24 protein-coding genes are annotated in these 21,548 nt (G+C 66.4%); 14 read left to right on the forward strand and 10 right to left on the reverse strand.

Annotated elements, in window-relative coordinates:
• The first annotated feature begins 157 nt into the window (after nt 1-157).
• Nucleotides 158-703, forward strand: coding sequence for an ureidoglycolate lyase (locus tag ACWIEX_RS12110; protein WP_454033239.1), 546 nt, complete (start codon nt 158-160; stop codon nt 701-703).
• 571 nt (nt 704-1,274) lie between these two features.
• On the opposite strand, the gene ACWIEX_RS12115 is transcribed toward ACWIEX_RS12110, so the two are convergent.
• Both ACWIEX_RS12115 and ACWIEX_RS12120 read right to left on the reverse strand, forming a co-directional pair.
• Nucleotides 1,275-2,651, reverse strand: coding sequence for a PleD family two-component system response regulator (locus ACWIEX_RS12115; protein ID WP_454033240.1), 1,377 nt, complete (start codon nt 2,649-2,651; stop codon nt 1,275-1,277).
• An 18-nt stretch (nt 2,652-2,669) separates the two neighbouring features.
• Nucleotides 2,670-3,038, reverse strand: a complete 369-nt coding sequence (locus tag ACWIEX_RS12120) for a response regulator (RefSeq protein ID WP_061968283.1) — start codon at nt 3,036-3,038, stop codon at nt 2,670-2,672.
• A 129-nt stretch (nt 3,039-3,167) separates the two neighbouring features.
• On the opposite strand from ACWIEX_RS12120, the gene ACWIEX_RS12125 reads away from it, so the two are divergent.
• Nucleotides 3,168-3,458, forward strand: coding sequence for a DUF3572 domain-containing protein (locus tag ACWIEX_RS12125; protein ID WP_454033241.1), 291 nt, complete (start codon nt 3,168-3,170; stop codon nt 3,456-3,458).
• On the forward strand, nt 3,455-4,804 hold the full coding sequence (locus ACWIEX_RS12130; RefSeq protein WP_454033242.1) for a DNA polymerase IV: 1,350 nt from the start codon (nt 3,455-3,457) through the stop codon (nt 4,802-4,804). The genes ACWIEX_RS12125 and ACWIEX_RS12130 overlap by 4 nt, the downstream gene beginning before the upstream one ends.
• Here ACWIEX_RS12130 and ACWIEX_RS12135 read toward each other — a convergent pair.
• Nucleotides 4,761-5,606, reverse strand: coding sequence for a cell envelope integrity EipB family protein (locus ACWIEX_RS12135; protein ID WP_454033243.1), 846 nt, complete (start codon nt 5,604-5,606; stop codon nt 4,761-4,763). The two genes, ACWIEX_RS12130 and ACWIEX_RS12135, sit on opposite strands and share 44 nt — an antisense overlap.
• A 194-nt stretch (nt 5,607-5,800) precedes the next feature.
• Here ACWIEX_RS12135 and ACWIEX_RS12140 point away from each other — a divergent pair, with 194 nt between their 5' ends.
• From ACWIEX_RS12140 to ACWIEX_RS12170, 7 genes are all read left to right on the forward strand, one after another.
• Nucleotides 5,801-6,274 carry a RidA family protein gene (locus ACWIEX_RS12140; protein ID WP_454033244.1) on the forward strand — a complete coding sequence of 158 codons (474 nt, stop codon included), beginning with the start codon at nt 5,801-5,803 and terminating at the stop codon, nt 6,272-6,274.
• Nucleotides 6,274-7,053 carry a glycerophosphodiester phosphodiesterase family protein gene (locus tag ACWIEX_RS12145; RefSeq protein WP_454033245.1) on the forward strand — a complete coding sequence of 260 codons (780 nt, stop codon included), beginning with the start codon at nt 6,274-6,276 and terminating at the stop codon, nt 7,051-7,053. The genes ACWIEX_RS12140 and ACWIEX_RS12145 overlap by 1 nt, the downstream gene beginning before the upstream one ends.
• The gene (locus tag ACWIEX_RS12150; protein ID WP_454033246.1) at nt 7,050-8,288 is read left to right on the forward strand and encodes a GNAT family N-acetyltransferase; all 1,239 of its coding nucleotides are present in this window, start codon (nt 7,050-7,052) and stop codon (nt 8,286-8,288) included. Before ACWIEX_RS12145 ends, ACWIEX_RS12150 begins: the two co-directional genes overlap by 4 nt.
• Complete coding sequence (locus tag ACWIEX_RS12155) at nt 8,281-9,057, forward strand: 2'-5' RNA ligase family protein (RefSeq protein ID WP_454033247.1); 777 nt, start codon at nt 8,281-8,283, stop codon at nt 9,055-9,057. Before ACWIEX_RS12150 ends, ACWIEX_RS12155 begins: the two co-directional genes overlap by 8 nt.
• A gap of 89 nt (nt 9,058-9,146) precedes the next feature.
• Entirely contained in the window at nt 9,147-9,575 is a 429-nt protein-coding gene (locus ACWIEX_RS12160) for an HIT family protein (RefSeq protein WP_454033248.1), read from the forward strand.
• Nucleotides 9,576-9,637: 62 nt separating this feature from the next.
• Nucleotides 9,638-10,108, forward strand: a complete 471-nt coding sequence (locus ACWIEX_RS12165; protein WP_454033249.1) for a carboxymuconolactone decarboxylase family protein — start codon at nt 9,638-9,640, stop codon at nt 10,106-10,108.
• A gap of 19 nt (nt 10,109-10,127) precedes the next feature.
• Nucleotides 10,128-11,018: a sigma-70 family RNA polymerase sigma factor gene (locus ACWIEX_RS12170; protein WP_454033250.1), complete on the forward strand. Its 891-nt coding sequence runs from the start codon at nt 10,128-10,130 to the stop codon at nt 11,016-11,018.
• Nucleotides 11,019-11,176: 158 nt separating this feature from the next.
• Here the strand turns inward: ACWIEX_RS12170 and ACWIEX_RS12175 are convergent, their stop codons facing one another.
• The 5 genes from ACWIEX_RS12175 to clpS form a co-directional block, all read right to left on the reverse strand.
• Nucleotides 11,177-11,536 (reverse strand): AzlD domain-containing protein, encoded by a 360-nt coding sequence (locus tag ACWIEX_RS12175; protein ID WP_454033251.1) that lies wholly within the window; start codon nt 11,534-11,536, stop codon nt 11,177-11,179.
• Nucleotides 11,533-12,255 carry an AzlC family ABC transporter permease gene (locus tag ACWIEX_RS12180; RefSeq protein WP_454033252.1) on the reverse strand — a complete coding sequence of 241 codons (723 nt, stop codon included), beginning with the start codon at nt 12,253-12,255 and terminating at the stop codon, nt 11,533-11,535. Before ACWIEX_RS12180 ends, ACWIEX_RS12175 begins: the two co-directional genes overlap by 4 nt.
• 387 nt (nt 12,256-12,642) lie before the next feature.
• The gene (locus ACWIEX_RS12185; RefSeq protein ID WP_454033253.1) at nt 12,643-12,936 is read right to left on the reverse strand and encodes a hypothetical protein; all 294 of its coding nucleotides are present in this window, start codon (nt 12,934-12,936) and stop codon (nt 12,643-12,645) included.
• A 6-nt stretch (nt 12,937-12,942) separates the two neighbouring features.
• The gene (clpA, locus tag ACWIEX_RS12190) at nt 12,943-15,468 is read right to left on the reverse strand and encodes an ATP-dependent Clp protease ATP-binding subunit ClpA (protein WP_454033254.1); all 2,526 of its coding nucleotides are present in this window, start codon (nt 15,466-15,468) and stop codon (nt 12,943-12,945) included.
• A 46-nt stretch (nt 15,469-15,514) separates the two neighbouring features.
• Nucleotides 15,515-15,880: an ATP-dependent Clp protease adapter ClpS gene (gene clpS, locus ACWIEX_RS12195; protein ID WP_454033504.1), complete on the reverse strand. Its 366-nt coding sequence runs from the start codon at nt 15,878-15,880 to the stop codon at nt 15,515-15,517.
• A 262-nt stretch (nt 15,881-16,142) separates the two neighbouring features.
• Between clpS and kdsA the strand changes: the two genes are divergently transcribed.
• Together kdsA and ACWIEX_RS12205 are read left to right on the forward strand one after the other, a co-directional pair.
• Nucleotides 16,143-17,015, forward strand: coding sequence for a 3-deoxy-8-phosphooctulonate synthase (gene kdsA / locus ACWIEX_RS12200; RefSeq protein WP_454033255.1), 873 nt, complete (start codon nt 16,143-16,145; stop codon nt 17,013-17,015).
• Nucleotides 17,008-18,231, forward strand: a complete 1,224-nt coding sequence (locus ACWIEX_RS12205; RefSeq protein WP_454033256.1) for an MFS transporter — start codon at nt 17,008-17,010, stop codon at nt 18,229-18,231. The genes kdsA and ACWIEX_RS12205 overlap by 8 nt, the downstream gene beginning before the upstream one ends.
• Here the strand turns inward: ACWIEX_RS12205 and queF are convergent.
• The gene (gene queF / locus ACWIEX_RS12210; RefSeq protein WP_454033257.1) at nt 18,216-18,671 is read right to left on the reverse strand and encodes a preQ(1) synthase; all 456 of its coding nucleotides are present in this window, start codon (nt 18,669-18,671) and stop codon (nt 18,216-18,218) included. The two genes, ACWIEX_RS12205 and queF, sit on opposite strands and share 16 nt — an antisense overlap.
• A gap of 288 nt (nt 18,672-18,959) precedes the next feature.
• Between queF and ACWIEX_RS12215 the strand changes: the two genes are divergently transcribed.
• Complete coding sequence (locus tag ACWIEX_RS12215) at nt 18,960-19,283, forward strand: hypothetical protein (RefSeq protein ID WP_454033258.1); 324 nt, start codon at nt 18,960-18,962, stop codon at nt 19,281-19,283.
• Between the two features lie 201 nt (nt 19,284-19,484).
• Complete coding sequence (eno, locus tag ACWIEX_RS12220) at nt 19,485-20,768, forward strand: phosphopyruvate hydratase (RefSeq protein WP_454033259.1); 1,284 nt, start codon at nt 19,485-19,487, stop codon at nt 20,766-20,768.
• A gap of 24 nt (nt 20,769-20,792) precedes the next feature.
• On the opposite strand, the gene ACWIEX_RS12225 is transcribed toward eno, so the two are convergent.
• Nucleotides 20,793-21,419: a hypothetical protein gene (locus tag ACWIEX_RS12225; protein ID WP_454033260.1), complete on the reverse strand. Its 627-nt coding sequence runs from the start codon at nt 21,417-21,419 to the stop codon at nt 20,793-20,795.
• Nucleotides 21,420-21,548 lie beyond the last annotated feature (129 nt).

Here is a 21,548-nt window from a genome sequence, read left to right on the forward strand (position 1 = left end):
AGCCTGCCGCAGCTCGCGGCAGGCCTTTTTATAGGTCACAACCGAAAGCTCGGTGATCATCGGCCGTCACAAGCCTCGACAGACCGCGATGGCATGAGCCAGAACGGCAGCGCCGGGCGCGGGTTTTCGCCTCGCATGCCACGGAGAAAGCTCGGCGATGACATCAGGCGATCAGATCAAGAGCGGGCTTCCCTCGCCTCATCCGTTGCGCGTGATCCCGGTCACGAAAATCGCCTTCGAGCCCTTTGGCTGGCTGGTGGAAACGGGCGATTCCGGCAGGGCTGCGAATAACGGGACGGCGCGCCGGCACGACGTCCATGCGCAGGCCGCCGCCGATGTCACGCCAGGGTCCAGGCTCGTCACCTCGATCTTCGAAGCGACGCGGCAGCAGCCTGCCCCCGCCATCACGATGCTCGAACGGCATGTGAATTCGGTTCAACTGATCGCGCCGCTGGGTGGCGTCGGCCATATCGTCATCGTCAGCCAGGCCGGCGCGGACGGCATGCCCGATCTTTCGACGCTCGCCGCCTTCGCCTTCACCGCGTCGCAGGGAATGGTCTATCGCAAGGGGCTCTGGCACCATCCGATCATGGCGGTCGGCGCGGATGCGCGTTTCCTCGTCCAGTCCTGGCAGGACGGCACTGCGGCCGATTGCGAAATCCTCGCCATCGGGCCCGTGGCACTGGTTCAGGATGTTCCCTGAGCATCCGCCAAGTATTCGCGCGCAAGTATTCGCGTGATGGCTGCAAGTGCCGCCTCGCAACGCGAGGTGGCCGGCCGGCGGCGGTTCTGAGGAGGCCAGAATTCCGTCACCGACCGGCCGAGCCCTCCGGTTTCCCAGGAGATGCGGCGGACCTGAGCACCCGAGGGGCGTTTCGGAGCGATCCTTGGGATCGCTGCGTCGCACAATCTCTACAATGCGCCGTATCCGAATCAATCAAATCCGACCGACCGCCCTTCTTCATCGATCGTTAACCCTACCCACTAAGCTTAAAGCTCGCGATCGCCGTCGGAGCTGCAGCGCTATTCTCTCATCGACCTCAGAAGCTTGCCTCAGGGACTTGAGAACAAGCGTGAGAGCGCCGTGAGAACGCTGCGCCAGGCGCTCGCTGCACAGGCAAGCGCCCTCCCGGAGCGATGGCTGGAGCAGGCTGGGCCCGCCGGCTGATCGGCCAGAGCGTCGGACTGAATACCGTATTCAGTCCGACGCTCTGGGCTTTTGATTTTGCATCGGCATGTTCCGAAAACCGCGTTCCACTTTTCGGGCCGATGCTCTATGCCGCGCTGGCGACGATCACGCGGTTGCGGCCGCTCGCCTTGGCCCGGTAGAGCGCATCATCGGCGCGCTTCATCATGTCGGCGGAGGAGGCATCGCCGGCGCGCCGACTCGAGACGCCGACCGACACCGTGACCTTGATGTCGCGCGTATTGTTCTGGACCGCGAAAGGCGCGTTCTCGACGCGCTCGCGGATACGTTCGGCGACACGATAGGCGGCATCGCGCCCGGTATCGGGCAGCACCACGACAACCTCCTCGCCGCCCATGCGCGCGACGAGGTCGATGCCGCGCGTGCAGGCGCGCACGCGATCGGCGAATTCGCGCAGGACCTCGTCGCCGACATCATGGCCCCAGCTGTCGTTGACCGACTTGAAATGGTCGATGTCGAGGACCAGCAGCGACAAGGAGCGGGCGCGCAGCGCCGATTCATCGAACATCGCCGCGAGCCGGTTGTCCATGAAGCGGCGATTATGCAGCCCCGTGAGCTGGTCCATCACCGCCATTTCCATCGAGGACTGGACGCTGTCGCGCAGCCGCTCGGTGAAGCGCTTGCGGCGCACCTGGGTGCGTACGCGCGCCAGCAACTCGTTGCGGTCGATCGGACGCAGCAGGAAATCATGCGCCCCGATCTCGAGGCCACGCAGGATGCGGTCGCGGTCCTCGGTCTCGCCCATCAGCAGCACGGAGATGTTGCGCGTGCGCTCCAGCGAGCGCAATTGGCTGCACAGGCGCAGGCCGTCCTGCCCTTGCAGGTCCAGGCTGACGACGACCGCATCGAACTCGCCTTCGGCAGCACGCATCACGGCCTGCTGGGCATCGCCCTCGATCTCGACGGCATGGAAGGCCGAGAGCGCGCTCTGCAGCCTTTCGGCGACGTTGCGGCGGTCCTCGACCAGCAGGATGCGGCCGTTCAGGCCGGTCTCGGCCGCCGCCGTCGCCAGCGGATCGGCAATGCCCAGCCGGACGGAAGCGACGGCGCGGCTGCGCAATTCGTCGGTCATCGCCTTCAGCCGGGCGAGGCTGCGGACGCGGGCGAAGAGCGCGGTATCGTCTAGCGGCTTGGTCAGGAAGTCGTCGGCGCCGGCATCGAGCCCCTGCAGGCGATCGCGCGGCTGGTCGAGCGTGGTGACGATGATGACGGGGATATGCGCGGTCGTGGGTGCACCCTTCAGGCGCCGGCAGACCTCGAAGCCGTTCATGCCCGGCATCATCACATCGAGCAGGACGATATCGACCTCGCCGCGCTCGCAGAGCGCGATCGCATCGCGGCCGTTCGTCGCCGTGACCACGCCGAAATACTCGGCCGAGAGCTTGGCTTCGAGCAGCTTCACATTCGCGGGAATGTCGTCGACGACGAGGACGCGGGCGGTCATGGCTATGCTTTCACCGGCTCAGGCAGCGCCGGCATAGGTGCGGACGGTTTCCAGGAATTTCGCGACCGAGATCGGCTTGGAGAGATAGGCCTCGCAGCCGCCTTCCCGAATCCGCTCCTCGTCGCCCTTCATCGCGAAGGCCGTGACCGCGACGACCGGAATCGACTTCAGGTCGTCGTCCTCCTTGATCCATTTGGTGACTTCGAGCCCGGAGACCTCCGGAAGCTGGATATCCATCAGGATCAGCGCCGGATGATGCGTCCGCGCCAGCTCGATCGCCTCGATGCCATCCGACGTCTTCAGCGTCGCATAGCCATGGGCTTCGAGCAGATCGTTGAAGAGCTTCATGTTGAGCTCGTTGTCCTCGACGATCAGAACCGTCTTCATCGGGCCGCCCTTCATTTGCGCCGGGAGTGCCACACCGATGGCGGGCTTTCCAAATTGGCGGCATCATCAGATGATTGCGTAGCACGCGAGCAGTTGACGAAACGCAAACCGGATACGCGACTCCATCCCATGATACGACGCCCCACAACGGACGACGCCGAGGCGCTCGCGCTGCAGGCCCTCGCCTTCCTGGCCTCCGAACCGGAGCGGATCGAGCCGTTTCTGAGCACGACCGGCCTGAACCCGGCCAATCTGCGCCAGGCTGCGGGCGAACCCGGCTTCCTCGCCGCCGTGCTCGACCATATCGGCTCGAGCGATTCGCTCCTCCTGGAGTTTGCCGGAAATTTAAGGCTGAATCCCGAAATCGTCGCCGATGCCAGGCGCGTCCTCGCCGGGCCGGAGCCGGACGACGTCTCTTGAGCGCGGGCGCGCCCTCGTCGCGCTGGCTCTGCCGCGACTGCCTCGCGGATCACGATGCGCTGGGCCCGCCAAAGCGCTGCCCGGCCTGCGGCTCGCCGCGATTGCTCGGCCATCCCGAGCGCGACAGCTTGAGCCTCGCCCATATCGATTGCGACGCCTTCTACGCCACGATCGAGAAGCGCGACGATCCGAGCCTGCAGGACAAGCCGGTCATCGTCGGCGGCGGCAAGCGCGGCGTGGTCTCGACCTGTTGCTATATCGCGCGCACCTATGGCGTGCGCTCGGCCATGCCGATGTTCAAGGCGCTGAAGGCCTGCCCGGAAGCCGTGGTGGTCAAGCCGAACATGGCGAAATACGTCACGGTCGGCCGCCAGGTCCGGCAGCTCATGCGCGAGCTGACCCCGCTGGTCGAGCCGCTCTCGATCGACGAGGCCTTCCTCGACCTCTCCGGCACGGAACGGCTGCACCATGCCAGCCCGGCGGTGACGCTGGCGCGCTTCGCAGGGCATGTCGAAGCCGAGCTCGGCATCACCATCTCGGTCGGGCTGTCCTATGCCAAGTTCCTGGCCAAGGTCGCCTCCGATCTCGACAAGCCGCGCGGCTTCTCGATCATCGGGCGGGCCGAGGCCGTGGCCTTCCTCGCAGGCAAGCCGATCAGCCTCATTCCCGGGATGGGCCCGGCCGGTGTCGCGAGACTGGCGGAAGGCGGCTTCAAGCTCATCGGCGACCTGCGCGAGGCCCCCGTCGACAAGCTTTTCAAGCTCGCCGGCAAGGACGGCCCGCGCCTCAAAAATCTCGCCAGCGGCATCGATGCCCGGCAGGTCACGCCCGAGCGCGAGACCAAGAGCGTCTCAAGCGAAACCACGCTCGACGTCGACCTCGCCAGCTTCGAGGAGCTGGAGCCGATCCTGTGGCGGCTCTGCGAGAAGACGTCGAAACGGCTGAAAGCACAGGAGCTTGCCGGCCGGACCATCACCCTGAAACTGAAGACGGCCGATTTCCAGATCATCACTCGCGCCGCCCGCCTGCCCGAGCCGACGCAGCTCGCAGCCCGCCTCTTCACTGCGGGGCGCGACCTGCTGAAGCGCGAATGCAACGGCGCGCATTACCGGTTGATCGGCATCGGCGCGAGCGACTTCAGCCCGCCGGAAGCCGCCGACCATGGCGATCTCGCCGACACCGCGACGCCGCGTCTCAAGGCAATGGAGGGCGCGCTCGACAAGTTGCGCGCCCGCTTCGGCGACGAGGCGATCGGCAAGGGCCTGAGCCTGAGATTGCCGCAGCGCCGCTCGTCGGAACCCGCTATTTCGCGCAAGGCTCCTGAGGAAGAAGATCCAGACGCGTAAGCGTGCCGCGCAGCGCGAACGAACCGTAATCGAGCCGGATCGCGCCGGTGACGCCGTTCTCGTAGAGCTCGAAGGCGATGCTGTAGGCCGGCGTCGATTCGCCCGATCCCGCCTTGAAATAGGAGATCGTCACCGGCCAGCGCGCCATCTTCTCGAATTCGGGGCGCTGCAGCGGCTTCTCGGAGGGTTCCGCCTCGATCCGCTTTCCGATGATCGAGAGCGTGTCATAGACTTCCTTGCCGGAATTCGCACCGTCATAGAGGCGCACGCTCAGCGTCTTCTGGCCGGCACGCGCGGCCTGGATCACGGCCTTCATCTGTGCGTTCGGGAACAGCGCGTCATTCGCCTCGCGATAGATCTCGGCCTTGGGCTGGCGCAGCTTCACCTCATAGCCGCTGCCGTTCTTCTGGGCGGTGCCGTCGACGGTATCGGGCTTGGCGCCGCCCGCGGTGCTTTCGGTCTTGAAGCGATAATTCGCGCCGTCGCCGGCCTCGAAGCTGGTGGTGCGGGCGTCGATCAAGCGTGGCCCGGCCTCGGTGCCGAGCTGCGTGACCTGGCGGAAGGACAGCGCATAACCCTCGCAGGCATCGCCGGTGAACTCGAAGGCGATGCGGCCCTTCGCCGTCTCGATATTCCCGGACGGTTTGCCGTTGTCGAGCACGAGATCGTAGACCGCACGATGCGGCGCGAGCACCACCCGTTCGGTCGCTCCTTGAGCCCAGACGGGCACCGCGGCCAGAACCAGCGCCCCTGCGAAAACCCCGCTCGCCTTCGTCGCGAGCTTCGAGACTGTTCCGTTCATGCGCCGCTTGTCCATTGTGACCTGTGCGAAATCTAGGTGCATCGCGGCAATGGCGCAAACATGGCAACGGCCCCGCTCTTGAGCATCGCATCGGCCCTGCCCGCGCGGCATACCGCGATGCTTGCGAGGGCCGCCTGCATCGGCCATGAAAGGCCTGCCCGAAGGCACCCTGCCTCGCTCGCGGAGCCAAGCCCATGAACGCCGCCGACACCCGACTCGCCGAACTCGGCATCACCCTGCCATCCCCGGCCGCGCCCATCGCCAACTACGTGCCCTATGTGATCACCGGCAACCTGCTGGTCATCTCCGGCCAGATCTGCTTCGGGCTCGACGGCAAGCTTTCCGACAAGCACAAGGGCAAGCTCGGCGCCGAGATCTTCAACGAAGCCGGGCTCGAAGCCGCGCGCCTCTGCGCCATCAACGTCCTGGCCCAGGCCAAGGCCGCGCTCGGCGGCGATCTCGGCCGCATCGTGCGCTGCGTCCGCCTCGGCGGCTTCATCAACGCCGCCCCGCATTTCGCCGCGCTGCCCGCGATCATGAACGGCGCCTCCGACCTGATGGTCGAGGTGCTCGGCGACAAGGGCCGCCATGCCCGTTCGACCGTGGGCGTCGCGGAGCTGCCGGCCGATGCCGCCGTCGAAGTCGAAGCGATGTTCGAGATCGCCTGATGACGGCAGGAACGCTCAAGAACGCCGGCCGGCCCGATCTGGGCTGGCTGGTGGCGAGGCCGATCGCCCATCGCGGCCTGCATGATCTCGCAGCCGGCGTGATCGAGAACAGCCCGTCGGCCGCCACGGCCGCGATCGCCGGCGGCTTCGGCATCGAATGCGACGTGCAGCTCACCGCCGATGGCGAAGCGGTCGTGTTCCATGATTTCGTGCTCGACCGGCTGACGGGCGAGACCGGCGCCGTCGTCGCCCGCAAGGCAGCGGAACTCACGGCAATCACGCTCAAGGGCTCTGATGACCGCATCCTGACGCTGTCGGCCTTCCTCGACCTGATCGGCGGGCGCGTCCCGCTCGTCATCGAGATCAAGAGCCGCTTCGATGGCGACCTCGCCCTGACCAGGCGGACTGTGGAGGTCCTGGCCGGCTACAAGAGCCATCCGATCGTGATCAAATCCTTCGATCCCGCGATCGTGACGGCGCTTCGCGAACTCGCGCCCGAGATTCCGCGCGGCATCGTCGCAATGAACGCCTATGATTACGGCGATTACGACAAGCTCTCACCGGAGCGGAAGCATGCGCTGGCCAATCTCCTGCACTTCACCGAGAGCCGGCCGGACTTCATCTCCTGGAAGGTCACCGATCTGGAAAGTGCCGCGCCCTATCTGTGCCGCAACGCGCTTGGGCTGCCGCTGATGAGCTGGACGGTGCGCACGCCGGAAGAGCGGCAGCGGGCCACGGCGATGGCCGACCAGATGGTCTTCGAGGGCTTTCGCCCTTGAGCGAAGCGGGGAACGGCGATCTCACCGTTCGTGTCGCGACCTCGCTCAAGGCCGTCCCCGCAGGTGCATGGAACGCCTGCGCCAATCCCCACGCGTTGGCGGACGCCTTTTCGGCCTCCGCCACGCCCTCGGACGATCCCGCGCTCGACCGGGACAACCCTTTCGTCAGCCATGAATTCCTGATGGCGCTGGAGGATAGCCGCTGCATCGGCGGCCGCACCGGCTGGTCGCCGGCCTATCTCCTGGTCGAGGACGATACCGGCGAGTTGCTGGCGGCAGCGCCCAGCTTCCTGAAGAGCCACAGCCAGGGCGAATATGTCTTCGACCATGGCTGGGCCGATGCCTATGAGCGCGCCGGCGGGCGCTATTACCCCAAGTTGCTGGTCGCTGCGCCCTTCACCCCGGCAACCGGCCCGCGCCTGCTGGTCGCCGACACTCCGCGCGCCGATGACGCCCGCGCCGCCCTGATCGGCGGGCTGGAGGCGCTGCGGAGGCAGACGCAGTCCTCCTCGGTCCATGTCACCTTCGCGCAGGAGCCGGATATCGCCGCGCTGAACCAGGCCGGCTATATCGAGCGCAACGACCTGCAGTTCCATTGGCAGAACGAGGGCTTCAAGACCTACGACGATTTCCTGGCGACGCTGGCCTCGCGCAAGCGCAAGGCGCTGAAGCGTGAGCGGCGCGAGGCGCTCGCCAACGACATCACCATCGAAGTCCTCTCCGGCAACGGCCTCACCGAGGCGGTCTGGGACGATTTCTTCTCGTTCTACGAGGATACCGGCGCGCGCAAATGGGGCCGGCCCTATCTCAACCGCGCCTTCTTCTCAGCGGTCGGCGCGGCGATGGGCGAGCGTATCGTCCTGGTGATGGCGAAACGCGCCGGGCGCCATATCGCCGGCGCCATCAATTTCCGCGGCGCCAACACGCTCTATGGCCGCAACTGGGGCTGCATCGAGGACCATCCCTTCCTGCATTTCGAGGTCTGCTACCACCAAGCCATCGACTATGCGATTGCGCACGGCCTCGCCCGTGTCGAAGCCGGTGCGCAGGGCGAGCACAAGCTCGCGCGCGGCTACCGACCGGTCATCACCCGCTCGCTGCACCAGATCGCCGATCCCGGACTGCGCCGGCCGGTCGCCGCCTATCTTGCGCAGGAGCGCGAGCAGATCGCGGCGGCGCGCGAAGCGCTCGCAGCCGAAAGCCCCTTCCGGAAGATGGATGCCGCCAATGAGTGACGCCGCGCGAGCAATCCCGGCCTCGACGGCACCGACTTTCTGCGAAGACGACGACCTCGGCTATCGCCGTAGCCTCACCGATTTCACGAGCCCGTTGACGCTCGACGAGAGCTACCGGCTGGCCCATCTGCCATTGGTTGCCCCGGAGCATCCCGGTGTCATCGCCCGGCGCGAGGGCAAATTCTACGAGATGGGCCGCCACTCGGCGGTCTACTCGCTGGTTCTGCCGGTTGAAGATCGCGCCTTGCGCGCCTCAGCCGCCTTCCTCGCGCTGGAGAGCGAACTGAAGGCGGCCCCCTTCGCCGGCAAGATCGCCTGGGACATCCTACAGAGGCGCCAGGACCGCCTGCACGCGACAATCTCCGGCTCGCTGAGCCTTGCCGAGCCTCCGGCCATCACAACGGAAACCCGCGAAGCGCTGCGCGGGGTCGAGCCCTTCACGGTCGAGCTGCGCGGGCTTTTCTCCGGCAACGTCAATCGCGGCCGGCTCTATCTCCCCGTCTATCCGGAGAAGCGCGCCGGCCGGAACACGCTGCAGGAGGTACAGACCGCCTTCGGCCGAGAACCGGGCGATCTCTGGCTTGTCGGCTTCTACAATCTCACCGACGATCTCGACGCCACCGAGACCGCCGCGCTGGCCGAGATCGTCGCGCGCTGGTGGAGCAGGCCGCTGCTCAGCCTCACTGTGACCGAGCTTCAGGTGATGGGCGCGAATGACGATCTCGTGCTCGACGCCCATGTCGAGACGGTGCTGCCGCTCGGCGCCTGAGGCGGGGGCATCATCCGGTCCACGGCCTTGACGCCCCGGCCGGCGCGCCGCAGCTTGCGCCTTCCGTTTCCGACCCTGCCGGACCCGCCATGACCGCCTATGATCCCTCGAATGTCTTCGCCAAGATCCTGCGCGGCGAATTGCCCTCCCACACCGTCTACGAGGACGCCGAGACGCTGGCGATCATGGACATCATGCCGCGCGCCGACGGTCATGTGCTGGTGGTCCCCAAGGCTGCCTGCCGCAATGTCTTCGACGCACCTGCCGATGCGCTCAAGGCCGTGGCGCTGACCACGCAGAAGCTGGCGCGCGCCGTGAAGGCCGCGTTCTCGGCCGAAGGCGTCACCATCCAGCAGTTCAACGAGGCCGCCGGCGGCCAGGTCGTGTTCCATCTCCATGTCCATGTCATGCCGCGCTTCGAGGGCGTGGCGCTGCGCCCGCATACCGGCGCGATGGAGAAAAACGAGGTGCTCGCCAGCAATGCCGAGAAAATCCGCGAAGCCCTGAAAAAAAACTGACGGGCCATGTCACAACAAGGCGGGCTCGATCGTCTTGTCGTCATCAACCGATGGAGACAATCATGAGCCAACGCCTCAACGCCTTCCAGGTCGCCCCCGAAGCCTACAAGGCCATGCTGGTCCTGCAGGACTACGTCAACAAGTCGGCCCTTGAGCACGGCCTGATGGAGCTGGTTAAGATCCGCGCATCGCAGATCAACCGCTGCGCCTATTGCCTGCACATGCATGTGCTCGACGCGCGCAAGGCCGGCGAGAGCGAGGCACGCATCAACCTGCTCAATGCCTGGGAGGAATCCGAGCTCTATACGCCGCGCGAGCGCGCCGCCCTGCGCTGGACCGAGGAGCTGACCCGCGCCTCCGAGCGCAGTCCGAGCGACGCGGCCTATGAGGAGCTCCGCGAGCACTTCAACGAGAAGGACAGCGTCGACCTGTCCTTCGCCATCGGCGCGATCAACACCTGGAACCGCGTCAATGTCGGCTTCAGGACGCGCCACCCGGCCGACCGGCCGCGCAAGACCGAGGCTGCCGCCTGATGACACCAACCCGGCGCGCATGACGGGCGCGCCCGCCAGCCTTTTCGAGGACAATCGGTCCTACCTGACCCGCCTCGCCTACCGCATGCTCGGCTCGCTCAGCGACGCCGAGGATGTGGTGCAGGACGCCTGGCTGCGCTGGCACGACTCAGCGCCCGAGGCGCTGGCGAACCCGCGCGCCTGGCTCGGGCGCGTGGTGACGCGGCTCTGCCTCGACCTGATGAAATCGGCACGGCGCAAGCGCGAAACCTATGTCGGCGCCTGGCTGCCCGAGCCCCTGATCGAGGCGATCGGCGGCCCGCCCAGCGCCGACGAGGCGATCGACGTGCCCTACGCACTCCAGCTCGCGCTGGAGCGGCTCTCCCCGCTCGAGCGCGCAGCCTTCCTCCTGCACGACGTCTTCGACCTGCCCTTCTCCGAAATCGCCGACACGCTCGGGCGCAGCGAGGCGGCCTGCCGGCAGCTCGTCTCGCGAGCACGCCGCCATGCGCGGCAGGAGGACGGTCCGCGCCACCCGCTCTCGCCTGACGAAGCGCGTCGCTATGCCCAGGCCTTCTTCCAGGCCGCTCACAGCACCGATGCCACGATCCTGAAGAGCATGCTCGCCCATGACGCGGTGCTGCGCGCCGATGGCGGCGGCAAGGTCAACTCCGTGCTGAACCCGATCCTCGGCAGCGACAAGATCGGCCGATTCTTCGAAGGCATCGGCCGCCATGTCGAGCGGGAGGGCCGTTCGACCACGCGCTATGAATTCGTGATGATCAACGGCCTGCCCGGCTATGTCAGCCTGGAGCGCGGCGAGACCGTGCAGGCGATGGCGCTCGACATCCGCGACGGGCGCGTCACCGCGGTCTACATCATCCGCAACCCCGACAAGCTCGGCCATGTCCGCCGATTGCTGGAAGCTTAGACAGGGCGGATCACGACTGTCATTCCGGGGCTTCGCGCAGCGAAGAACCCGGAACCCACGACTGGGTCAGACATTCAATGCCGCGCTCCTAGGGGGCTCATCCAGTCGTGGGTTCCGGGTTCGCGCCTGTGGCGCGCCCCGGAATGACAAGGGTGCGCCTAGCCCGCGAACAGCCAGACGCCACCGATCAGGATCGCCTCGCCGGCCAGCACCGCGAGCATCATCCGGCGCTTGTCGAACAGCATGACGGCGGCTGCGGCCGCCAGTGCCGCGACGCGCACCCATCCCGGAGCCGCCGCGAGCACGCCCGGCGGCGAGACCATCAGCTTGGCGACGATCCCGGCAAGCAGCGCGGTCGCGACCGCCCTCACCCATTCGAGCAACGGCGAATCGTTCGAGAGCCCGCGCGAGAACCCGACGGCAAGCCAGCGCCAGATCTCCGTCGGCAGCACGGCGAACAGCATCAGCGCGAGATAGGGCCAGAGCGGCCCGTCGAGCATGGCGATCGGCTGGGTCATGCCGGCTTCCACTTCCGCCCGATGAGAAAGGCCAGACTTCCGGCGATGAGCCCGGCGACGATCAGGTCGAAGCCGCCGCCGATGAAGCGCTCGCAGACCGGCGCGAAGGCCAGCCCGAGGACAAGCGCCGCTACATCGCCGCGATGGCGCAGGCCCGCGATCAGCGAGACCAGGAAGAACATCGGCGTGAGGCAGAGCAGCCCTGCCGCGAAGGGGATCGGGAGCGCACCCAGCAGGTAATAGCCGGCGAAGGTGCCGATCGAGCTCACCACCATGCAGGTATTGGCGAAGCCGAGGAAATAGGCGACGCGCTGGTGCGGGGCGATGGCCGGCAGGCGCCGCAGACCCTCGCTCCAGGCAGTGACTGCGACGTAATGAGCAAGGAGAAGCTGCTGCCAGATGCTCTGGCCGGGCCGGCGCAGCAGCGGCAGGATCGCCATCGTCATCGGCAGGAAGCGCAGCGAGGCGAAGGCGACCGCGATCACGATCGCGCTCCAGGCGGCTCCGGCGGCGATCGAGGCGAAGAACAGGACTTGGGAGGGACCGGCCCAGACGAGAATGGTCGAGAGTACGGCGACATCGACGGGGTAGCCGACATCGCGGGCGAGCGAGCCGATGCCGATCAAACCGAAGCCGACGATCCAGGCCGGCAGCATCAGCGCATCGCGCATGCCGGCCAGCGCGACGCGCTGCCAGCTCCAGTCGGCGGATACGCTCATGAGGCCATCGGGGCGAAATGGGTTCGACAGGATTCCGGCCCGGAACAGTTCGAGCCCATTCCTCTATCGCTCATGCACGCGACGCTTGCCTAGGCACCGGCAGGCCGGCCCGCTCTGCGGTTGATGCAGGGGCCTTGCTCAACACCAACGGAGCCAATGAACCAATGCCGGCCCAAAATGAGCGCGGGGAACCCCTCTCCTGTAAGGAGAGGGGCAGGGGTGAGGTGTAGGCTCCTGGACCAGTGGAGCATGCCCTCACCGCAGCAGCGGTCGGGTTCGGCCCAAGCGTCAAACGGCCTACCCCTCACCCTGCCCTCTCCCTACGGGAGAGGGTTCCCCGCGGATTTGGGGTCGATGTCGGCGTACTGTGGACCGCGAAGAAGCCCGTCAGCCCTTGCCGCCCTTCATCGCGATGGCGATGATCTCGTTGGCGAAGTCGATCAATTCCTTGGGGATGCCGCCGACAGCCTGGACGCCCAGATAGATCAGGTAGATGAGGGCCGGCACCAGAATCCAGCCCAGCACCTCCTCGAAAATCTTGCGGCGGCGCCGACGGCGGTCGCGCTTTTCGAACCAGCCGAGCTTTTCCTTGGCCGGGCGAGCGGGAGTCGGTGCCGGGGCTTCCTGAAGCACCTCGCCGCTCTCGGCGGCGAGGCTTGCGGTCTTTCGTTTGAACAGCACGGTGCCTTACGCCTTCGTCAGCGGGACCTTGGGAACGGTGCGGACGGTCTTGGCCGAGGCCTTCGGTGCGCCACCCGTCCCACCGGGGGTGCCGCCACCTTTAGGCGCTCGCCGCGGCGGAGTCTTGGTCGTTTTGCCGGTGGCGGCCGCTTTTGCGCGCGGCTTCGGCACGCGCTTGGCGGTTGCCGCCTCGACATCCTTCTCCGGCTTGGGCTTTGCCGGCCCGTCCGGGAATTCGAGGCCGAGCACCTTGATGCCGGTCTCGGACTGGACGACGACGACCTTGACCGCGCCGCCGTTCTTCAGGCGCCCGAACAGCACCTCGTCGGCGAGTGGCGTCTTGATCGTCTGCTGGATCAGCCGCGCCATCGGGCGGGCGCCCATCGCCTCGTCATAGCCGTTCTCGACCAGCCACTCGCGCGCCTCGTCCGAGAGCTCGATCGTGACGTTGCGGTCGGCGAGCTGCGCTTCGAGCTGGAGCACGAACTTGTCGACGACGCGGGCGACCACCGTCTTCGGCAGATGGCCGAAGGAGATGACCGAATCGAGCCGGTTGCGGAATTCCGGCGCGAACAGCTTGTTGATCGCCTCGGTATCGTCGCCCTCGCGCTTGGTCCGGGTGAAGCCATAGGCGTTGCGGGCCATGTCGGCGGCACCGGCATTGGTCGTCATGATCAGGATGACGTTCCTGAAATCGACCTGCTTGCCGTTGTTGTCGGTCAGCTTGCCGTGGTCCATCACCTGCAGAAGGATGTTGAACAGGTCGGGATGGGCTTTCTCGATCTCGTCGAGCAGCAGCACGCAGTGCGGATGCTGGTCGATCTGGTCGGTGAGCAGCCCGCCCTGGTCGAAGCCGACATAGCCGGGAGGCGCGCCGATGAGCCGCGAGACGGTGTGGCGCTCCATGTATTCCGACATGTCGAAGCGGATCAGCTCGACGCCGAGCGAGGCGGCGAGCTGGCGCGCGACCTCGGTCTTGCCGACGCCGGTCGGGCCGGCGAAGAGATAGCTGCCGATCGGCTTCTCGCCGTCGCGCAGGCCGGCGCGGGCAAGCTTGATCGCCGAGGACAAAGCCTCGATCGCCTTCTCCTGCCCGTAGACGGTGCGCTTCAGCGTGGTCTCGAGGTTGCGCAGCACCTCGGCATCGTCCTTGGAGACGGTCTTGGCCGGGATGCGGGCCATGGTCGCGACCGCAGCCTCGATCTCCTTGACCCCGATCGTCTTCTTGCGCTTGTTCTCGGTCACCAGCATCTGCGAGGCGCCGGTCTCGTCGATCACGTCGATCGCCTTGTCCGGCAGCTTGCGGTCATGGATGTAGCGAGCCGAGAGCTCCACCGCCGCCTTGATGGCGTCATTGGTGTAGCGCAGCTTGTGGAACTCCTCGAAATAGGGCTTCAGCCCCTTCAGGATCTCGATCGTGTCCGGAACCGACGGTTCGTTGACGTCGATCTTCTGGAAGCGACGGACCAGCGCCCGGTCCTTCTCGAAATATTGGCGGTATTCCTTGTAGGTGGTCGAACCGATGCAGCGCAGCGAGCCGGAGGCCAGCGCCGGCTTCAGCAGGTTCGAGGCGTCCATCGCGCCGCCCGAAGTCGCACCGGCGCCGATCACCGTATGGATCTCGTCGATGAACATGATCGCCTTCGGGTGCTGCTCGATCTCCTTCATCACCTGCTTGAGGCGCTCTTCGAAATCGCCGCGATAGCGCGTGCCGGCGAGCAGCGTGCCCATGTCGAGCGAGAAGACGGTCGCGTCCTCCAGCACCTCGGGCACTTCGCCCCGGGTGATCTTGAGGGCGAGGCCCTCGGCGATCGCGGTCTTGCCGACGCCGGGGTCGCCGACCAGCAGCGGATTGTTCTTCTGGCGGCGGCACAGGATCTGGATCGTACGCTGCACCTCGGCCTCGCGGCCGATCAGCGGATCGATGCGCCCGTCCCTCGCCTTGCGGTTGAGGTTGACGCAGTAAGCGTCGAGCGCACTTTCCTTTTTCTTCTTGTCCTTATCCTCGGCCTGGCCCTGCTCGGCGCGCTGCTCGCGCTGCGGTTCGCCCTCCTCCTCGGAGCCGCGGACAGGCCGGCTCTCGCTGGCGCCGGGGCGCTTGGCGATGCCGTGGCTGATATAGTTGACCGCGTCGTAGCGGGTCATGTCCTGCTCCTGCAGGAAATAGGCGGCGTGGCTCTCGCGCTCGGCGAACATCGCGACGAGCACGTTGGCGCCGGTCACCTCCTCGCGGCCCGAGGACTGGACATGGATCACCGCGCGCTGGATGACGCGCTGGAAGCCGGCGGTCGGCTTGGAATCGTCACGTCCGTCGGTGACGAGATTGGTCAGCTCCGCGTCGATATAGTCGACGAGATTGCGCCTGAGCAGGTCGAGATCGACGCTGCAGGCGCGCATCACCGCGGCCGCATCCTGGTCGTCGACCAGTGCGAGCAGGAGGTGTTCGAGGGTGGCGTATTCGTGACGGCGCTCGTTGGCCAGAGCCAGAGCCCGGTGAAGCGCCTGTTCGAGACTGCGCGAGAAACTCGGCAAGGGGCGCGCTCCTATCTGATTTCCAAAAGAACTCGATGACCCAAGACTACTTTTTCTCCATCACGCATTGCAGCGGATGCATGTGCTTGCGCGCCAGATCCATGACGAGCGTAACCTTGGTCTCGGCGACTTCGTAGGTAAAGACGCCGCATTCGCCGACGCCGTTTTGATGCACATGCATCATGATCTGCGTGGCTTCGGAGCGGTCCTTGTTGAAGAACCGCTCCAGAACGTGAACGACGAACTCCATCGGGGTGTAATCGTCGTTGAGCAGCAGGACGCGGTAGAGATTGGGCTTGCGCGTCCGCGTCCGGGTGAGGACGGCGGTGCCGCTGCCCTCGCGCCCGTTGCCTTCGCGCCCGCCGCCATCGTTCGGCGGCTGGCCGCGCTTGGGGCGGTCGGCCATGACCAACCCGCCGCCCGCGCGCACCGGACGCCCTGCCTGCCTTGCCCTGTCCTGGCCTGACTGCATCATTCCCGTCCGCGCCGTATCCATCGATCCTGCATCGCCACCCGAGATAGTGCTTCGCCTGTGAATTTACAGACCTCGCCCCTGCTTCGCCAGCCCGTTCGAAGGCAAGCTTGATCCATAAGCTGTCCGCAGGGCTGCCCTGACTTGACCCGGCAGGGCTCACAGACATAAGCCCGGCAGCCCGCCGGACAAGGACGCCGCCATGACTCCCAACGCCATCGTGACCATCGGCGAGGATCTCGCCCGCCCTGTGCGCTTCGGCAATGCTTTGCCGCTCGCCCTGATCGCCGGACCCTGCCAGATGGAAAGCCGCGACCACGCGCTCGAATGCGCGCTGGCGCTGAAGGAGATCGCAGAGGAGCTGAAGATCGGCCTCGTCTTCAAGGCCTCCTTCGACAAGGCCAACCGCACCAGCGTCAAAGGCGCTCGCGGCATGGGGATGAAGGCCGGCCTGCCCGTCTATGCCGAGATCCGCGAGCGCACCGGCCTGCCGGTCGTGACCGATGTCCACGAAGCCGATCAATGCGCGCCCGTGGCCGAAGTGGTCGACATCCTCCAGATCCCGGCCTTCCTCTGCCGCCAGACCGACCTGCTCGTCGCCGCGGCGAAGACCGGCCGCGTCGTCAACGTCAAGAAGGGCCAGTTCCTCGCGCCCTGGGACATGGTCAATGTCGCGGCCAAGGTGACCGAGAGCGGCAATCCGAACGTGATGCTGACCGAGCGCGGCGCCTCCTTCGGCTACAACACGCTGGTTTCCGACATGCGCGCCCTGCCGACCATGGCCGAGATCGGCGCGCCCGTGATCTTCGACGCCACCCATTCGGTGCAGCAGCCCGGCGGCAAGGGCGCCTCGACCGGCGGCCAGCGCGAATTCGTGCCGGTGCTGTCCCGCGCGGCGGTCGCCGTCGGCGTCGCCGGCCTGTTCATCGAGACGCATCCTGACCCCGACAAGGCCCCGTCGGACGGCCCCAACATGGTGCCGCTATCGGAGTTCAAAGCGCTGATCGAGGAGCTTCAGGGTTTCGACCGCCTGGCCAAGTCGCGCACGGCCCCGACGGCCGTCGCTGATGTCTGAACCTGCTTCGCCGGCAGACCCATCGCTGACATCGCTGCGAACGCTCGTTCTCGTCCTGGGGGCCTGCGGCTTTGCCTCGACCTTCACCATGCGGCTCATCGATCCGCTGGTGCCGACGCTCGCCGGTCATTTCAGTCGGTCGATCGCGCAGGTCGCGGTGATGGCGACGGCATTTTCCTTCTCATACGCTTTCGGGCAGCCGATCCTCGGCCCGATCGCCGATGCGGTCGGAAAAATCCGCACGATCGGCACCTGCCTCGCCCTTCTGGTCCTGCTGTCGATCGCCTGCTCCTTCGCGCCGAACTTCGAGGCCTTGCTCGCGCTGCGCGCCGCCAGCGGCATCGTCGCCGGTGGGATCATCCCGATCGCGATGGCCGCGATCGGCGATCGCGCGACCATGGCACAACGCCAGGTCACGCTCGGCCGCTTCACCGTCATCATGATCTTCGGCCAGATGGCAGGCGCCGCTTGTTCCGGCGTGATCGCCGAATATGTCGGCTGGCGCGGCGTCTTCCTGATGGCGGGCGGCATTGCCGGGCTCGCGCTCCTGATGCTCACCCTGACGATGCGGCCCCGTGCCGGCGCGGTACGTCGCCGTCCGACACTGCGGGGAGCGATCGCCAGTTACGCGGCCGTCTTCTCGAACCCGCGCTCGAAGCTGCTCTATGCGCTGGTCATCACCGAAGGCAGCCTGATCTTCGGCATGCCTCCCTTCGTCGCCGCGATTCTGCAGGAGCGAGCCGGCATCGGCCCGTCGCTCGCCGGTTTGGTCATCGCCGGAACGGGCATCGGCGGGCTGATCTACGGCCTCTCGACCCGGATCCTGGTCGACCGGATCGGCCCCGCCCGCATGCCGATCGTCGGCGGCATCCTCATGGCGATCGGCTATGGGCTGTTTGCGCTGCCCTTCCTGCCGTGGTGGAGCGCCGTGCCGTTCTTCGTGGTCAACGGCTTCGGCTTCTTCCTGATGCACGGCACGTTCCAGGCGCAGGCCACCGAGCTCGCGCCCGAGGCCCGCGGCTCCGCGGTCTCGCTGTTCGCCTGCTCGCTGTTCGCAGGCCATGCGCTCGGCCCCGTGCTGATGGGCACAGCGCTCGCTTTGCTCGGCACGACCGGCGCCGTCAGCCTTTTTGCCGTCGGAATCGGACTGCTCGGCTTTGCCGCGCCGCGCGTCCTGCCGATGCTCGGCGCGGCCGAGGCTCAGCGCCCGCGATAGGGCGCGACGCCCTGGTCGGGCAGCCAGAGGCCCTTCGGCGGCTCGCCCGTCTGCCAGAACACGTCGATCGGGATGCCGCCGCGCGGGTACCAGTAACCGCCGATGCGGAACCATTCCGGCTCCAGCAGATCGACCAGCTTCTTGCCGATGCCGACGGTGCAATCCTCGTGGAAGGCGCCGTGGTTGCGGAACGAGGCGAGATAGAGCTTCAGCGACTTCGACTCCACCAGCCACTGGCCCGGCAGGTAGTCGATGACGAGGATGCCGAAATCAGGCTGGCCGGTGACGGGGCAGATCGAGGTGAATTCCGGGCAGGTGAAGCGGGCGAGATAATGCGTGCCGGCATGGGGATTGGGCACGCGGTCGAGCCGCGCCTCCTCCGGCGAGGCGGGCAAGGCGCTGCTCTGGCCGAGCTGCAAGGTCGAGGCGTCGATGGTCATGGGATGCTCCTGGATTTGGGCGGGGTTCTAGAGCATCTCCGGCCGGTATGGGAACTGCCGCCGGCCCCGCCGCCGTTTGCAGCATCGGAAAGCAGGTCAGCCCGGCACCCGCAACTGTGAGAACGACCGCCCGTTCGCAAATGAAGCGATCGATGAAAGCCTCAAGTTCTCCGCAATTAAGCCGGGTTGTTTTCTTAAATATTTCCGGAATTTCCACACGCATATTTGTGCGGATAGGCAGCATGTTCCAGGTCTAACTCACGAAATCAGAAGCTTAGACCGAATTCCATGATCATTGCCGGCATCTTGTTCCTGATCGGTCTTCTGATCGGCTTGTCCCACGGCTATCCGGCCATCATTCTCGCCAGCGCCGCGGTCACGCTCATCGCTTTCCCGACATGGATCATCCGCGGCGAGCTCGGCCTGTTCGTCGTGCTCGTCTGGATCGGATACCTTTTTGCCCTCCAGGCCGGCTTCCTGCTCGGCGGCTATCTCGGCCTGCCGGAAGAGGAACAGGACTTACCAGAACCAGACCGGCCGTCCCGCAGCGAGGCAAAGACCCGCCCACCACAGAACGGTCAGGCCGGACCAGAACAGGACAGAGGCGAGTGAGGGTCGGCGGCGGTTGGGCATGGTCTGAAACATGATCGTTTCCCGATGGGACGAAGCGTCGAAACGACCGGTCAATCCGCAAGCCCCGCGCCATCGAGCCGCCATTGACTGGGGCTTGGCCTGCGGATTGAGGCTTTCCCCGCGGCAGGCTGTTGGCTAGAAGCGCCTTATCCATTCGCCCCGCCTCTCACGGAGCCTGCCATGACCGCGATCATCGACATCATCGGACGCCAGATCCTCGATTCCCGCGGCAATCCGACGGTCGAGGTCGATGTCGTGCTGGAAGACGGCTCGATGGGCCGCGCCGCGGTTCCCTCGGGCGCCTCGACCGGCGCGCATGAGGCGGTGGAACTGCGCGACGGCGACAAGTCGCGCTATCTCGGCAAGGGCGTGCTCAAGGCGGTCGAGGCGGTGAACGTCGCCATCGCCGAGGCGATCGTCGCCATGGACGCCGAAGACCAGACCGCGATCGACCAGGTCATGATCGATCTCGACGGCACCCCCAACAAGTCGAAGCTCGGCGCCAACGCCATCCTCGGTGTCTCGCTCGCCGTCGCCAAGGCCGCTGCAGAAGCCTCCGGCTTGCCGCTCTACCGCTATGTCGGCGGCACCTCGGCCCGCGTCCTGCCCGTGCCGATGATGAACATCGTCAATGGCGGCGCCCATGCCGACAACCCGATCGACTTCCAGGAATTCATGGTCATGCCGATCGGCGCGACCTCCTTCGCCGAAGGCCTGCGCATGGGCTCGGAGATTTTCCACACCCTGAAGAAGAAGCTGCACGACGCCGGCCACAACACCAATGTCGGCGACGAGGGCGGCTTCGCCCCGAACATCAAGTCGGCCGAGGCGGCGCTCGACTTCGTCATGCAGGCGATCGAGACCGCCGGCTACAAGGCGGGCGAGGATGTCGCGCTGGCGCTCGACTGCGCCGCGACCGAGTTCTTCAAGGACGGTTCCTACGTCTACGAAGGCGAGCGCAAGACGCGCGATCCCAAGGCCCAGGCCAAGTACCTCGCCAAGCTCGTCGGCAATTATCCGATCGTCTCGATCGAGGACGGCATGGCCGAGGACGACTGGGAGGGCTGGAAGGCGCTGACCGATCTCGTCGGCTCGAAGTGCCAGCTCGTCGGCGACGACCTCTTCGTCACCAATGTCACGCGCCTGTCGCAGGGCATCAGGACGAAGACGGCGAACTCGATCCTGGTCAAGGTCAACCAGATCGGCTCGCTGACCGAGACGCTGGCCGCCGTCGAGATGGCGCAGCGCGCCGGCTACACCGCCGTGATGTCGCATCGCTCGGGCGAGACCGAGGACGCGACCATCGCCGACCTCGCCGTCGCGACGAATTGCGGGCAGATCAAGACCGGCTCGCTCGCCCGCTCGGACCGGACCGCGAAGTACAACCAGCTCCTGCGCATCGAGGAAGAGCTGGGCGCGCAGGCGATCTATGCCGGCCGCAACGCGCTGAAGGCGCTGGCCTGATCGATAAGCCTCAAGCTGCCGCGCTCACCAGCGCGGCAGCAAGCCATTCGCATGGGTCAGGGTCCATGATCCTGCCGCCTGCACGCTCCCGGCCGCACCAGACACCGCGTCGACCACCTTCATCGCCGGCGCGACGACGTACTGGCGCAGGGATGAATCGGCGGCTTCGCCACCCGCCGCCTGGGCCGGCTCCACACTAGCGATGGCAGCCGGAGGCAGGATGACCAGCGGCGCGGCCACCGCCTGCCCCTTCTTCTCTGACAGGACCGCGAGACGACGCGGCGGTAGCGCCACGGCGCTGGTCGCGGCTGGCGCCTTGGCCTGCGCAACGATCCGCGGTGGGGTCCAATCACCGTGCTCCGGCCAGGCGAGGGTCATCGGCATGGCAAGAGCGGCCGGCGTCAGCGGACGGCCCGCCGAAAAATCCCCCTGCCCGGCGGCTTCAAACTCCGCGAGCCGGTCCGTGAGCTTGCCGTCGCGCAGCAAGGTCAGGGTCGGCGCCCTGGCGCGATCAGGCGCTGCATCAGACATGAGAGCCGGCACCATCACGAGCAGGGCTGTCGCCGTCGCGATACCCAGGGTCAGCAACAGGTCACTCCCCAGCCGCGCTGCCATGGAGGCCGGCACGGGAAAATCAGTCTCTTTCGACATCGATTGCGCTCCGCATCGCTGAGCCCCTTCCAACTTGCGGCGCAAGGAAGCCGCTGCCTCTGGGCACCAGCAGGGCCGAAACGGGGCGCAAATTGGATCTGCCGCCGCACGCGCGGGCGCCATGCGCTT

This window comes from Allobosea sp. NPDC055353, from assembly GCF_053644975.1.